At 34.2% G+C, this 13,877-nt stretch carries 13 protein-coding genes and 1 pseudogene; 12 read left to right on the top strand and 2 right to left on the bottom strand.

Translation table 11 applies throughout. The features are described from left to right. Window positions 1-12 precede the first annotated feature (12 nt). The 5 genes and pseudogenes from HZR23_RS01555 (at window position 13) to HZR23_RS01540 (ending at window position 7,147) form a co-directional block, all read left to right on the top strand. Window positions 13-2,031 (top strand): methyl-accepting chemotaxis protein, encoded by a 2,019-nt coding sequence (locus tag HZR23_RS01555; RefSeq protein WP_132848332.1) that lies wholly within the window; start codon window positions 13-15, stop codon window positions 2,029-2,031. A gap of 263 nt (window positions 2,032-2,294) precedes the next feature. After that, window positions 2,295-2,681 carry a hypothetical protein gene (locus HZR23_RS01550; RefSeq protein WP_132848331.1) on the top strand — a complete coding sequence of 129 codons (387 nt, stop codon included), beginning with the start codon at window positions 2,295-2,297 and terminating at the stop codon, window positions 2,679-2,681. A 15-nt stretch (window positions 2,682-2,696) separates the two neighbouring features. Beyond that, window positions 2,697-3,107: pseudogene (locus HZR23_RS17960) on the top strand (cache domain-containing protein); the annotation flags it as partial. A 30-nt stretch (window positions 3,108-3,137) separates the two neighbouring features. After that, window positions 3,138-4,316, top strand: a complete 1,179-nt coding sequence (locus HZR23_RS17675) for a methyl-accepting chemotaxis protein (protein WP_408641302.1) — start codon at window positions 3,138-3,140, stop codon at window positions 4,314-4,316. 809 nt (window positions 4,317-5,125) lie between these two features. After that, window positions 5,126-7,147: a methyl-accepting chemotaxis protein gene (locus tag HZR23_RS01540; protein ID WP_132848328.1), complete on the top strand. Its 2,022-nt coding sequence runs from the start codon at window positions 5,126-5,128 to the stop codon at window positions 7,145-7,147. Here the strand turns inward: HZR23_RS01540 and HZR23_RS01535 are convergent. After that, complete coding sequence (locus tag HZR23_RS01535) at window positions 7,115-7,456, bottom strand: L,D-transpeptidase (RefSeq protein ID WP_330571411.1); 342 nt, start codon at window positions 7,454-7,456, stop codon at window positions 7,115-7,117. The two genes, HZR23_RS01540 and HZR23_RS01535, sit on opposite strands and share 33 nt — an antisense overlap. Window positions 7,457-7,830: 374 nt before the next feature. Between HZR23_RS01535 and HZR23_RS01530 the strand changes: the two genes are divergently transcribed. After that, window positions 7,831-8,745: a sulfurtransferase gene (locus HZR23_RS01530; RefSeq protein WP_132848326.1), complete on the top strand. Its 915-nt coding sequence runs from the start codon at window positions 7,831-7,833 to the stop codon at window positions 8,743-8,745. 42 nt (window positions 8,746-8,787) lie between these two features. Here HZR23_RS01530 and HZR23_RS01525 read toward each other — a convergent pair whose 3' ends face one another. Beyond that, window positions 8,788-9,657: a nucleoside hydrolase gene (locus tag HZR23_RS01525; protein WP_132848325.1), complete on the bottom strand. Its 870-nt coding sequence runs from the start codon at window positions 9,655-9,657 to the stop codon at window positions 8,788-8,790. Window positions 9,658-9,904: 247 nt separating this feature from the next. Here HZR23_RS01525 and HZR23_RS01520 point away from each other — a divergent pair, with 247 nt between their 5' ends. The 6 genes from HZR23_RS01520 to HZR23_RS01495 all read left to right on the top strand — a co-directional run bounded on the left by HZR23_RS01520 (window position 9,905) and on the right by HZR23_RS01495 (window position 13,776). After that, the gene (locus HZR23_RS01520) at window positions 9,905-10,597 is read left to right on the top strand and encodes a YeeE/YedE thiosulfate transporter family protein (RefSeq protein ID WP_207667867.1); all 693 of its coding nucleotides are present in this window, start codon (window positions 9,905-9,907) and stop codon (window positions 10,595-10,597) included. A 20-nt stretch (window positions 10,598-10,617) separates the two neighbouring features. Further along, window positions 10,618-10,845, top strand: coding sequence for a sulfurtransferase TusA family protein (locus tag HZR23_RS01515; RefSeq protein ID WP_132848324.1), 228 nt, complete (start codon window positions 10,618-10,620; stop codon window positions 10,843-10,845). A gap of 10 nt (window positions 10,846-10,855) precedes the next feature. After that, entirely contained in the window at window positions 10,856-11,374 is a 519-nt protein-coding gene (locus HZR23_RS01510) for a YeeE/YedE thiosulfate transporter family protein (protein WP_132848323.1), read from the top strand. 130 nt (window positions 11,375-11,504) lie between these two features. After that, window positions 11,505-12,743, top strand: coding sequence for an ABC transporter substrate-binding protein (locus HZR23_RS01505; RefSeq protein ID WP_330615937.1), 1,239 nt, complete (start codon window positions 11,505-11,507; stop codon window positions 12,741-12,743). Continuing rightward, window positions 12,743-12,904, top strand: coding sequence for an ADP-ribosylglycohydrolase family protein (locus tag HZR23_RS17955; protein WP_132848322.1), 162 nt, complete (start codon window positions 12,743-12,745; stop codon window positions 12,902-12,904). The genes HZR23_RS01505 and HZR23_RS17955 overlap by 1 nt, the downstream gene beginning before the upstream one ends. Continuing rightward, on the top strand, window positions 12,901-13,776 hold the full coding sequence (locus HZR23_RS01495) for an ABC transporter permease (RefSeq protein ID WP_330615936.1): 876 nt from the start codon (window positions 12,901-12,903) through the stop codon (window positions 13,774-13,776). Before HZR23_RS17955 ends, HZR23_RS01495 begins: the two co-directional genes overlap by 4 nt. Window positions 13,777-13,877: the final 101 nt, after the last annotated feature.

The raw sequence follows: 13,877 nt of genomic DNA, 5'->3' as shown, positions 1-13,877 counted from the left end.
GGGGGGAAGATAATGAATAGTATAAAACACAAGCTTCTTTATTTTTCAGTGTTAGTTTTAATAGTATCAATCATCTTTGGGCTTTTATCTATTAACACCACTAAAAGTGCAGTTACAGGTGAAGTTGAAAAGGCAATTGAACTGCTTGCTGGGGAAGGTAGTAGAATCATAAATGCAAGGATGGAAGTAGATTATACTTACCTGCAAGGCATTGCCAGTAGAGAAAGTATTAATAATCCATCAATTGATTTAAAAACAAAAATGACAATTTTATTAGACGAGGTAAGTAAATCAACTAACTATTTAAGAATTGGCGTTTCAGACTTAAATGGAAATCTATATTTATCCGACTCCTATGGCATGAGAGGATCTATTGTTGACGTCAGTCAAAGGGAGTATTATCATCAATCATTAGCAGGTAAAAGAGGACTACTTCCACCTGCAATAAGTGTAAATCCAGATGATAATGGGGCCTTAATTGTTGTTTACTCTGTACCAATAACCTATGAAAATCAAATTGTAGGAGTGCTTGTAGCCGTATCTGATGCACATTTCTTAAATCTATTGGCAGATGGAATGGGCTTTGGGGATATGGGCTACGCCTATATTATAAACGGCGAAGGAACGGTAATAGCACATCCTGATCGTAGTAGAGTTTTAAATCAGTTTAATCCAATTAAAGAGGCTGAAGGTGATTCACAGCTAAAAACAGTTGCAGAAGAGTTTACTAAAATGATTGATAATAAGAACGGTGTAAGCAATTATACTTTCGAAGGAAATGAAATTTATACAGGATATGCACCTATAGAAGGTACAGATTGGATAGTAGCAATTACTGCTAATGAAAATGAAGTTCTATCCTCCTTAACAAGTTTAAGAAAACGAATAATATGGACAAGTTTAATAATATTATTAATTAGTATATTAATTACATACTTGATAGGAACATCAATCTCAAAACCTATAAATGGTATTATTAAGCACTCTGATAAGCTTTCTAAACTAGATTTAACAGAGGATGTACCGGAAGAATACATTTCTAGAAGAGATGAGGTAGGTACTTTAGCAGGGGCGTTTCAAACGATTACAGTTAATTTAAGGGAGTTTGTAAAACAAGTATCGGATACTTCTAATCAAGTTGCTACCTCATCTGAAGAATTAACTTTAACTAGCCAACAGTCAGCATCTGCGGCTGATGAAGTTGCTAGGGCAATTGAAGAGATAGCAAAAAGTGCAAATGAGCAAGCAAAAGATATAGAAACAGGGGTTATAAAAACCGATGAGTTAAATCAAAACATTGAAGAAGACTTAAAGTATATGGAGCAAATTAACAAAGCCATGGAACAATTAACCTCCCTTAAGGATGATGGTGTGAAAATCATAAAGGGGCTTACAACTAGAACAAAGAATAGTGATCAAGCCATACAGACAATTTACGAAGGTACAATGGAAACTAACGAAAGCGCAAGAAAGATTGGGGAGGCAAGTCAACTTATTAGGGGAATAGCAGAACAAACTAATTTATTGGCTTTAAATGCTGCTATAGAGTCGGCTAGAGCAGGGGAAGCTGGTAGAGGTTTTGCTGTAGTAGCTGAGGAGATTAGAAAGTTAGCAGAACAATCAACTAATTCCGCTAAAGAGATAGATAATATGCTTAGTAGATTACAGGAGAACTCACAAAATGCAGTTAAAATTATGGAGGATGTTATAACTATAATTAGAGAGCAAGTTGAGAGTGTACAAATAACCGAGAGTAAATTTGATGGTATAGCAGATCAAGTAGAGTCCGTCAAAGTTATATTAAGTAAATCTATGGGGACTGTTAATACTATGTATAACAATAAGAATGAGCTTGCAGATATTATGCAAAACTTAGCTGCTATAGCTGAGGAAAATGCCGCTAGTACAGAGGAGACATCTGCGTCTGTAGAGGAACAAACAGCATCTATGATTGAAATAGCACAGGCGAGTGAAGTGTTGGCACAACTTGCTGAAAATATGAAACAGAATATTTCAAAGTTTAAATATTAAAGCATTAAAAGGCTAATTTGTTCATTGAGCATTTAGTCTTTTTTTTTATTGCAATATAAAAAATAGTATAAAAATAAAGAAAAATGTAAGGTGATGCAGAAATATGTTAAATATTTACTTAAGCCATGATATAATATATATGTGCATGAAAATATTTAAATAATTAAATTTGTATTTTTATGGGGGGAGCAGAAAGACAGTAATTCACGGAACTTCTAATGGCTATTCTGGTAACTACATTTTTATTAAACAGGGGGAGAAAAATGAAAAGTATTAAAACTAAACTTATGATTTATTTTTCTATTTTATTATTATTTGTATCAGCTACTTACGGTTTTTTATCAATAAACACATTAAAAAATGCAGTTACTAACGAGGTTAAACAAGCTCTAGAGCTCTTAGCGAGTGAAGGAAGTAAACAAGTAGAAGCTAAAATGGAAGTTGATTATACATATTTAGAAGGGTTAGCTAATAGAGAAATCATTAGTAACCCGGGAGTAGATTTACAGACTAAAATGAAGTATTTACTTGAGGAAGTTAATAAGTCAGAAAGTTATTTAAGAATTGGTGTAAGTGACCTGAATAGCAACCTGTATTTATCAGACTCCTATGGTATTAGAGGCTCAATTGTAAATGTATCAGCAAGATAGTATTACCATACATCCTTAGCCGGAAAGCGAGGTTTGTTACCACCGGCAATAAGTGTAAATGCTGATGATAACGGAGCGCTTATTGTAGTTTATTCTGTCCCTATTCGTTATGAAAATAGTATTGTAGGTGTTTTGGTTGCGGTTTCAGATGCAAATTTCCTAAGTACAATTTCTAAGGATATGGGTTTTGGTGACAGTGGCTATGCCTATATGATGAATGGAGAGGGCACAATTATTGCACATCCAGAAAGAGATAAGGTACTTAATCAGTTTAACCCTATTAAGGAAGTTGAAAATGATAATTCATTAAAGTCATTAGCAGAAAAATTTGAAAAAATGCTAAATAATAAAGAGGGTATAGACAATTATACTTTCCAAGGCAATACTATTTATTCAGGGTACGTACCTATTAAAGGAACAGACTGGATATTAGCAATTACAACTAATGAAAAAGAGATGCTTACGGCATTACCTGCCTTACAAAAACAAATTATTCTATATAGTATAATAGTACAGCTGGTAAGTATGGTTTTCTGTTATTTTGTTGGGAATTCAATTGCGAATCCCGTAACAGGAATTATTGGTTATTCTAAAAAAATAGCTAGTCTAGATATTAGAGAAAATGTACCTGAAGAATTCATTAGTAGAAAAGATGAGGTTGGATCCTTGGCTAAGGCATTTCAAAGTATTACAGATAATTTAAAGAAGTTTCTAAAGGAAGTAGAAGAAACTGCTGCACAGGTAGCATCTTCTTCAGAGGAGTTAACAGCTACTAGTCAGCAGTCGTCAACAGCAGCAGAAGAAGTAGCTAGGGCTATAGAGGAAATAGCGAAAAGTGCAAATGATCAAGCTAAGGATATTGAAATAGGTGTTGCTAAGACAGAAACATTAAGCAATATCATTGGAGAAGATCTAAAGGATATGGAATTAATAAATTCTGCAATGGAAACATTAACGGATCTTAAAAATGATGGGGTACAAATAATAAAAGGATTAACGAATAAGACAAAAAATAGTAACCAAGCAATACAAACTATTTATGAAGGTACAATGGAAACCAATGAAAGTGCTAGAAAAATTGGAGAAGCCAGCCAACTTATTAGGGATATTGCAGAGCAAACTAATCTATTAGCCCTAAATGCTGCTATAGAGTCGGCTAGGGCAGGAGAAGCTGGTAAGGGCTTTGCGGTAGTAGCAGATGAAATTCGTAAACTAGCTGAGCAATCAACTAATTCTGCTAGAGAGATAGATGATATGCTTAAAAGGTTACAGGACAACTCTCAAAATGCAGTGCAAATTATGGAAGGGGTTATATCAGTAATAAAGGAGCAGGTAGAAAGTGTAGTTATAACTGAGAGTAAATTTGATGGAATTGCTGAACAAATTGAGTCAGTAAAAGGAACTGTACTTAAGTCTATGAATTCTGTAGCCACTATGGAGAAGAATAAAAATGAGCTTGCTGGTATTATGCAAAATTTAGCAGCTATAGCGGAAGAAAATGCAGCTGGAACAGAGGAAGTTTCCGCATCCGTGGAAGAGCAAACCGCTTCAATGGAGGAAATAGCTCAATCTAGTGAGTTATTAGCTCAGCTAGCTGAGAATATGCAAAATAATATTTCTAAATTTAAATATTAATTAAGGTGTCAAAAGTTCAGGACACCCTAATTACAATTACTTTTCTTCAAATATAAAACACATCAAAATTTATTTGATCAATATCGCTAAAGGTTGCAACATATGGATTTCAATGTAATTATATGGTATAATAACACTATCTAGAGTGATTGCGAAAGGTAGGTTATTATGGCTTTTAAACCAAATGTAAATCAACAATTAAATATAAATGATAATTTTTTGATGTCAAATGATGGCACCAAGAAATTTGTCCTTAACTCTTGCGCGAAGGGGTTTTCAGAGGTTGTTTTTCCTGCAATCAATGAGAAAGATTTGCTGTATTGTACAGCGATTACAAAGCATCACGTCCTCTTAAAATACGTACTTTTGGCATCGAAATCAATATTAGTAAAATTCAAAAAGGTCTAGATGCACATGCATCTAGGCCTTTTTACTTATTTTTATAAAACTAACAGTAAGATAAAATAATATTAGCTAATTTATATAAGAAAATATAGCAAAAATATACATGTTGAAACATTTATTGACAATAAGTACGTATAGAAATATAATAGTAGAATACTGGGAATCAAGTGAGTAAGCACTTGCTTTTCTAAAATGTGTATTTAGATTTTCCGTATGAAATATATGGTTTAATATGAAACAATATATTAAAATTTTCAAAAGGGAGGCCTGTGTATTAGCAGAAGATATAGAATAAAATACTTATATCTTAGGTTGAATTTTTTTATTAATCGTAGCAAAATACCATTTTGCATGTACATATGACGAGTTTTAAATAAGTAAAATTTATAAGGGGAGTTAGTAAAATGAAAAGTATTAGAATTAAACTTATTATTTATTTCTGTATTGTAACTTTATTTGTGTCAATTACCTATGGAGTTATATCGATAAATACTACTAGTAAAGCAGTTACTGCAGAAGTCGATAAGGCTCTAGAGCTTTTAGCTGTAGAAGGAAGCAAGGTAATATATACTAGAATTGATTCAGAGTACATATTTCTAGAAGGAATTGCTAGTAGAGAACTAATTAGCAATGAAGATATTACACTTGAACAAAAACTTGAATACTTGAATCAAATAACAGATGGAAATAGTGATTTTATTAGGATGGGGATTGTAAATACAAGTGGTTATCTTCACTTTACAGATTCATTCAGAACAAATATAGAGGGTACTAATGTTAATTCGAGACAGTATTTCACCGACTCTATGGCAGGAAGAAGGGGCATGCTACCTCCAACTATAAGTGTGAATCCAGCTGATAATGGGTCTCTAGTTGTGGCATTATCAACACCAATATATCAAAATAGAAAAATTATTGGGGTATTAGTTGCAGTTAAAAATGCAGACTTCTTAAATGTACTATCTAGCGATATGGGTTTCGGTAATAGTGGATACGCATATATTTTAAATGGAGAAGGAACTCTAATAGCACATCGAGACACAGATAAAGTACTAAACCAATTTAATCCTATTAAAGAAGTGGAAAATGACCCGAGCTTAAAATCTCTTGCAGATGAGTTTCAAAATATGCTAAGTAACAAAAGAGGGTATAGTAATTACAAGTTTAACGGTAGAAAAATGTATGCAGGTTATGCACCTATAAAAGGAACGGACTGGATAATGTCGATAACTGCCGATGAAACAGAGGTTTTAAGTGCTCTGCCAGCATTACAAAGGAATATTCTTATCTATTCGATTATTGTACAGCTTGTAAGTATGATTGTCTGTTATTTTGTAGGGAATTCAATTGTAAAACCAATTATTAGCATAATAGGACACTCTAAAAAAATATCAGATTTAGATGTTACAGAGGATGTACCGAAAGACCTACTGGATAAAAAGGATGAAGTTGGTTCTTTAGCTATGGCTTTCCAAACAATTACAGTTAACTTAAGGGAATTTCTAAAACAAGTTGTAGATACATCAGCTCAAGTAGCTTCTTCTGCTGAACAATTGACTGCAACAAGTCAACAATCAGCAGTAGCTGCTGAAGAAGTGGCTAGATCTATTGAGGAAATTGCTAAGAGTACTAATGAACAAGCGAAAGACATTGAAACAGGTGTTCAAAAGACAGATGAGTTAAATCAAAATATAGAAGAAGATTTAAAATACATGAAACAGATTAATAAGGCAATGGAAGAATTGACAACACTTAAAGACGGCGGTGTGGAAATAATTAAAGGATTAACCCATAGAACAAAAAATAGTGATAAAGCAATTCAAACTATTTATGAAGGTACAATTGAAACTAATGAAAGCGCCCGTAAAATAGGGGAGGCAAGTCAATTAATTAGAGGTATTGCAGAGCAAACAAATCTATTAGCATTAAATGCGGCTATAGAATCAGCTAGGGCAGGTGAGGCCGGTAAAGGTTTTGCTGTAGTTGCGGATGAAATTAGAAAACTAGCTGAGCAATCAACTAATTCAGCAAAAGAAATCGATATGATGTTATCGAAACTACAAGACAATTCACAAAATGCTGTTACGATTATGGAAGACGTTATTACAATTATTAAAGAGCAAGTCCAAAGTGTTGGAATTACAGAAACAAAATTTGATGGTATAGCACGACAAATCGAATCTGTAAAAGAGATTTTAAGTAAATCTATGAATGCTGTAGATGCAATGTATTTAAACAAAAATGATCTTGCAGATATAATGCAAAATTTAGCAGCTATATCTGAGGAAAATGCAGCAGGTACTGAAGAAACTTCAGCATCAGTTGAAGAACAGACAGCTGCCATGGCTGAAATCGCCCAATCTAGTGAAATGTTAGCTGGATTAGCAGAAAGTCTACAAAAAAATATAGCTAAATTTAAGTTCTAAGACATATAAAAATAGCCTTAATATCAGATATGATATTAGGGCTATTTCTAAATTAAAATAAATGTTTACAATAGTTCCGATTGGTACAGTATTGTATAATTCAATTACATCATGATTATACATTCTAACGCATCCAGCAGAAGCAGCATGGCCTATGGAATTTGGGTTGTTTGTTCCATGTATACCGTAGCTACCCCCAGTTGCTGTTAATCCCATCCACCGAGCTCCAAAGGGTCCACCAGGATTTAGGGCTTTATTTTTAATTTTAAAAGAGCCCTTTGGTGTTGGAGTGGAAGGTTTACCGACCAACACGATACCCACATCATTATGACTTAGAATTTTATATAGTGACCATTGTCAGAAATGACAAAGATATTGAATTTAATACTTTTACATACTGGATTATTTTTTTAGTCTTGTATATCTGTTCTTATATATTATTGGGTATTTCACCACTACAACTATAATCATTGGTAATAATACAAATAAAAGATATTCTACTGTAATATAACAAGGCTTTATATATATAAATCTTTGTTATAAACGCCATTTCAGGGACAGAATTGAGTAATATGCTATTCCATTTTTTGGGCATTTAGAATATAATCGTAGTTAGATAAATTATTAACATAGAATTTGATGTTTTGTAATTTATCTATAATTTAGATAAAAGGGGGATTATAATGTTTAAGCCAAAGTTAATGTTAGTTTTTATTCTGGCAATTACCCTTATCTTCAGTGTAGTGGGCTGTTCAAACCAGACTACTACCAAGTCTGATTCAGAACCAGCACAAGCAAGTGAGAACGGGTATTCTAATCCAGGAAGTTTGGTTTCAGCTGAGGAATTAAAAGACCTAATTGATGATGGTAAAGTAAAGGTATTGGATGCACGAGATGGTAAAAACAAATTGTTAGGTGGATTTATACCAACAGCTATAGACATAGATAGAAATGCAACAAGTGTAGAAGTCAATGGTGTAAAGGGAATGTTACCTAATAAAGAAAACTTTGAAGAGCTAATGGGTTCTTTAGGTATAACTGAAAAAGATACAATTGTAGTCTATGACGAAGCCAATAATCTGTGGGCGTCACGTATCTGGTGGGCACTAAAGGTTTATGGTCATAAAGATGTAAAATTATTAAACGGTGGCCGAGATGCTTGGAAGGCTGCTGGATATGAAACAGGAAAAGCAGCAGAAGTTGCGACTAGTACTTATAAAGCTAAGGAAGCCAATGAAAATCTTTTTGCTACTTTAGATTCAGTGAAGGAAAGCTTTAATAATAAGAATTTATTAGTATTAGATACCCGAAGTGAAGATGAATGGAAGGAAGGTCGTATCCCAGGAGCAGTTTGGATTGAATGGACAAATACTATAAATCAAGATGGTACATTCAAATCTGTTGATGACCTAAAGACCATTTATGAGGAAAAGGGAGTCACATCTGATAAAGAAGCGATCATGCCATATTGTAAGAGTGCAGTACGCGCTGCTCATACACTATTTGTTCTTCAGGAGCTTTTAGGATATGACAGTATAAAGAACTATGATGGATCATGGCTTGAATACTCTGTGAGCGGAGAACAAATTGAAAAATAATAAAGTATATAATAATAAAGGGAAGCCCTAGGCTTCCCGTTACTATTTATATTTTATATTTGCCCATGTAGCAAATATAATCTCGTTAAACTTCTCCATATCTTTTATAGCAGTAGGTATATTAATGTGGTATCCTTTGTCAGATTGTTTAAGAAATCCTGTTTTTAAATCTTGAGGGGTGGGTGACAAATGAATGATGTTATTATTAAAAAGTTCCGGATTAGACAAATATACAGCAGCAACAATATCCCAATTATAAAAACCATCTATACCAAAATAATTCCTTATAAACTCAAACCAATGGATTGTTTTATTCCTAATATACTGATATATCTTTATGTCCTCGTTTTCAATCAACCTTTTATATTCCCGCTTTCCGAAAAGAGCTTGTAAGCATATATGACCTGTGATTACAGTAATTTTTGCACCAGAGGTGAGAACCTTGTAGGCAGCATAGGCATCGCAAGAAAAATTAAGCTCATCTAAATTTTTACCATTGATAATCAAAGGTTCTGTTATACCACCCATAAGAATAATCTCTTTGACGTTTTCAAAAAAATGAATATCCATTTCGTAGGCGCCTAAAAGGTTTGTAAGAGAGCCAGTAGCAACAATAGTAATTTCTTTTGGATGCGAAGCCACCTTCTCGCATAAGAACCTAGCAGCATCACTTTGTCTTTTCTCTGACGAAGGACCTCCCTTCAAAAGAGGAATATGATGAAGGTGAAGTTCTTTAATCATCTGTAAAGTGTTGGTATATACCACTTCTATAGTGCTGTTACCATAAGTAGTTGTTATTCCTAATATTTCTATATCTTCCCTTCCTAATAAATATAAAAGGGTTAGGCCATCATCCACATCCTTTTCTTTTACACCCATTGTGTTATCACAATCATAAATAATTCTATGCATGCCATAATCTCCCCATTTCACATTAAAAGTTAGCAAATAAATATAATGATCGCAATAAATTCAATTACCTATATATTAACAATTATACCACAAATTGTGTTATAATAGGAAGTAAAGCATATTATAATTAATTATTATCCTATATAAGTATCCTGTATATTTAAGGGATAAGTATTGTTGTATAATTATAATTAAAGGTTTGTTTATATTTTAACATATAATAGACCTTTATAAGGAGCTGAAGACATTGTCAAATAGCAAAATTGAAGAATTAAAGAAAAGTAGGCAGCAGAGAGAGAAAAATAAAAACAGTCAAGTAAAGTATGGCTGGTTAGTTCTACTGGTATGCTTAGTGATCTTTATATATTTTGCACTTACAAATAGGACATTTAGCTTACTCTGGATGGTGGGACTACTTATAGGGTTCACACTGCAAAGATCAAGATTCTGTTTTGTCGCAAGTTTTCGAGATCCTATTATGATTGGAAGTACATCCCTATTTAAAGCAATTATCATTGCGTTTATTATTTCAACCATAGGATTTGGAATCATTCAGCCACTTCATTTAAATGACGCTACATTAAGTCTAGATAATATACCCAGTCAGATAAAACCAGTGGGTATCCATACAATTGTAGGCGCAGTACTATTTGGTATCGGAATGGTAATAGCAGGTGGGTGTGCAAGTGGGACTCTTATTAGAATTGGAGAAGGTTTTTTACTTCAGGTAGTGGTCTTGATAGGATTTATTGGCGGAACTTTAATTGGAGCGAAGGATTTTGAATTTTGGGATAAAATGTGCATTTCGGAGTCACCAGTAGTTTATTTCCCAAAATATCTTGGACTACCTTTGTCAATGACAATACAGATTATCATTCTAATAGTTTTATATAAATTAGCCGATTGGTATGACAAAAAGAACAGCATAATGTCTGTTTAATGGGGTAAGGAGGAAGTCTTGTGGCTGTTGAAAGAATTGATTGCATGTATGAAGCATGCCCTATTCCTTTAATTAAAGCACTAAAAAAGCTTGAGAACATGGCTATAGGAGATGTTCTGATTATGGAAACAGATCACACATGCTCTATAATAAATGTTATAGATTGGGCAAAAAAACAGGGGCACGATGTGGACTATGCAGAGATTAGTGATGGGGAATGGGAGATATATATTGAGAAAAGTAGATAGGGGTGGGTCAATGAGCTTATATAAGAAGTTATTTAAGAAACCTTGGCCGTATATGGTTGGAGCACTGATATTAGCCTTTTCCAACATTATTATCTTAGCACTTACAGGCAATGCTTGGAAGGTCACCAATAGTTTTTTTTATTGGGGTGCCTATGCACTTGGAAAACTAGGTATTGATGTTTCAAACTGGTATTACTTCCGCGTTTATGATAATAGTCATCAGTCAGGAGAAACATTTTTAATAAATAATTATTCAGTGATTAATATAGCAGTTATACTAGGAGCGCTTATGGCTATACTCCTCGCATCTGAGTTTAAATTGAAAAAAATTAAAAATAAGAAACAGTTATTTTTTGGGCTCCTAGGAGGCCTTATGATGGGGTATGGAAGCAGACTAAGCTTTGGTTGTAATATTGGTTCCTATTTTAGTGCAATACCTTCATTTTCCCTTCATGGCTGGGTATTTGGAGCATTTATGTTCGTAGGAACCTATATAGGGACGAGAATACTATTTAGATATTTATTATAGCATCAAAAAAAGCTAAAGAATATATGCTTAATAACATAGGAAAGGAAACCTTTAAGAAGATAGAATTTACGCGCCCAATTTTTATAATCGTAATCATTTAATCAAGAAAGTAATAAGGAGGAAGCAATATATGATGAAGAAGGGAATTACTTTACTAATCATGCTAGTGGTGGTCTTATCTGGACTTCTAGGTTGTTCAAATGGGAGAAACAATGTGGTTGAAGTAAAATTTGATCACAATGCTAGTTTTGACACGATTATAGAACAAGCAAAAGGAACAAAGGTGAGATTTTATGGTTGGGGTGGAGATGAACAGAGAAACAAATGGCTTGATACTATAGTAGCCTCTGCTTTAAAAGAAAAGTATGATATTACCCTAGAGCGGGTACCTATGGATATAGATCAGATTTTAGCCAAACTTTCTGGTGAAAAACAAGCTGAACAAGATAGTGGCTCTATTGATATGATTTGGATCAACGGAGAAAACTTTTATTCTGCGAAAGAAAATGGGTTATTATTTGGGCCCTTTGCTGATAAACTACCTAATTTTCAGAAGAATATTGATATAAACTCTGAAGAAATTCAAAAAGATTTTGGATACCCTATTGAGGGGTACGAGGCACCGTATAGTAAAGCGCAGATGGTACTAATCAATGATAGTGCAGTAACATCTGAAACACCTAAAAATACAGCCGAGCTTTTGGCGTATGCAAAAAAACTCAAAGGAAAAGTAACTTATCCTGCACCTCCAGATTTTACTGGCAGTGCTTTTGTTCGAAATGTTATCTACGATATTGTTGGGCATAAGCAGTTTATTGATATGGAAGTGGATAAAGATAAGGTTAAAGCTGCCATCGAGCCTGCACTAGCTTACTTAAGAGAACTTAACCCTTATCTTTGGAACGAGGGGAAAACCTTTCCTGCCACTTCTTCGAAGGTAGAAAACATGTTTGTCGATGGTGAATTAGTAATGAGTATGAGCTATGAGTCTTATTCCGTAGCTGTTGATATTGAAAAGGGAATTGTTCCTGATACTGCCCGTACATTTATATTTGACAATGGTATGATAGGTAATACAAATTATATTGCCATTGCAGCAAACTCCCCGAATAAGGCAGCCGCTATGGTTGCGATTAACGAAATCATTTCAGTGGAACTGCAGGCAAGTCAATTCTCTGCCCTAAAGTCTTTACCTGTGGTGGAATATGATAAGCTGACGGATGACGAGAAAGCATTATTTGACAAGGTACATATTGGTAAAGGAACGATTCCTCAAGATGAATTGCTCTCTAAGCGATTACCAGAAATGCCTGCAAAGTTAGTCCCACTAATTGAGGAAATTTGGGCGGAAGAAGTTGTAGGTAAGTAATGGACCGTTTATATTATAAGGTTTATGGCTCGCTGATTGGTGCAGCTATTGGGGATGCCATGGGTCGACCAGTGGAGACGTACCATTACGAAGAAATTTCAAAGGAGTATGGGTGGATTGATAATTTGCTTCATGCTTCTGAAGGAGTGAACCATCTGTGAAAAATCAGACACCTTATTTTTTGCTCTTACCTATGATTTTGTTGGGGTTGCTTTTTCTTTTAGGAATTGGTAATGCATTGGTACAAAGTTTCGGATATATCCCCGCTTTTGATATGATGGATTTTACATTACGGTATTACGAAGAGATCCTTCAAAAACCAGTGTTTATAGACTCTATCCGAGTCAGTTTTGTAATAGCCCTGGTTTCATCAGTGCTTGCGATAGTTCTAGGGGTATTGCTTTGTGCTGTCCTAGTCTATACTGGTAATGTTAGGGGGAAAGTTTTGCAGATTATAAAGCTACCGATTCTTATTCCCCATACCATTGTGGCATTATTCATTATTACAATCTTGTCTCAAAACGGCTTGCTTGCTCGAATTATGTATGCACTAGGGCTATTAGATACACAGGGAGACTTTCCTACCTTATTATTTAGTACAAATAATGTAGGTATTATAATTGCTTATTTATGGAAAGAGATACCTTTTGTAGCGTATTTTGTACTTGCACTGATGGCCAGTATCAATACTACCTTGGGTGAAGCTGCAGAAAACCTAGGTGCTTCTAGATTAAAGACTTTCTTCTACATTACGCTACCATTATGTATGCCTGCTATAAAGAAAGCATTTCTAATTATTTTTGCTTTTTCCTTTGGAGCATATGAGATACCTTTTCTGCTGGGACCGACTTTGCCAAAGGCTCTGCCTGTGCAGGCCTATGTTGAGTACATGCATCCTGATTTGCGCCATAGACCCTATGCAATGGCTATGAATAGCATCATGCTACTAATTACACTGGCGATGGCAGTCTTTTATTACTGGATGGTGCGAAAAAATATCTTTCAGACCGGTGGTGACAAGGATGATATCTAGAAAGTATAGAATGTTCAAACTGTTTCTATATATATCGGTCTTCTCTATTTTAACACCCATTTTGATTCTGGTTGTATGGAGTTTTGTTAGTCGGTGGCATT

Origin of the sequence: Serpentinicella alkaliphila (assembly GCF_018141405.1) — a bacterium.
GTDB lineage: Bacteria > Bacillota > Clostridia > Peptostreptococcales > Natronincolaceae > Serpentinicella > Serpentinicella alkaliphila.
Note: the sequence above shows the minus strand (reverse complement) of the source record. Positions and strands in the feature narration are given on the sequence as shown.

What these genes read in the sequence shown, in the direction of transcription:
- HZR23_RS17955 (WP_132848322.1), top strand. Translation starts at nt 12,743, where the DNA reads ATGGACCGTTTATATTATAAGGTTTATGGCTCGCTGATTGGTGCAGCT.
- HZR23_RS01510 (WP_132848323.1), top strand. Translation starts at nt 10,856, where the DNA reads ATGAGCTTATATAAGAAGTTATTTAAGAAACCTTGGCCGTATATGGTT.
- HZR23_RS01525 (WP_132848325.1), bottom strand. Translation starts at nt 9,657, where the DNA reads ATGCATAGAATTATTTATGATTGTGATAACACAATGGGTGTAAAAGAA.
- HZR23_RS01540 (WP_132848328.1), top strand. Translation starts at nt 5,126, where the DNA reads ATGAAAAGTATTAGAATTAAACTTATTATTTATTTCTGTATTGTAACT.
- HZR23_RS17675 (WP_408641302.1), top strand. Translation starts at nt 3,138, where the DNA reads ATGCTTACGGCATTACCTGCCTTACAAAAACAAATTATTCTATATAGT.
- HZR23_RS01555 (WP_132848332.1), top strand. Translation starts at nt 13, where the DNA reads ATGAATAGTATAAAACACAAGCTTCTTTATTTTTCAGTGTTAGTTTTA.
- HZR23_RS01530 (WP_132848326.1), top strand. Translation starts at nt 7,831, where the DNA reads ATGTTTAAGCCAAAGTTAATGTTAGTTTTTATTCTGGCAATTACCCTT.
- HZR23_RS01505 (WP_330615937.1), top strand. Translation starts at nt 11,505, where the DNA reads ATGATGAAGAAGGGAATTACTTTACTAATCATGCTAGTGGTGGTCTTA.
- HZR23_RS01550 (WP_132848331.1), top strand. Translation starts at nt 2,295, where the DNA reads ATGAAAAGTATTAAAACTAAACTTATGATTTATTTTTCTATTTTATTA.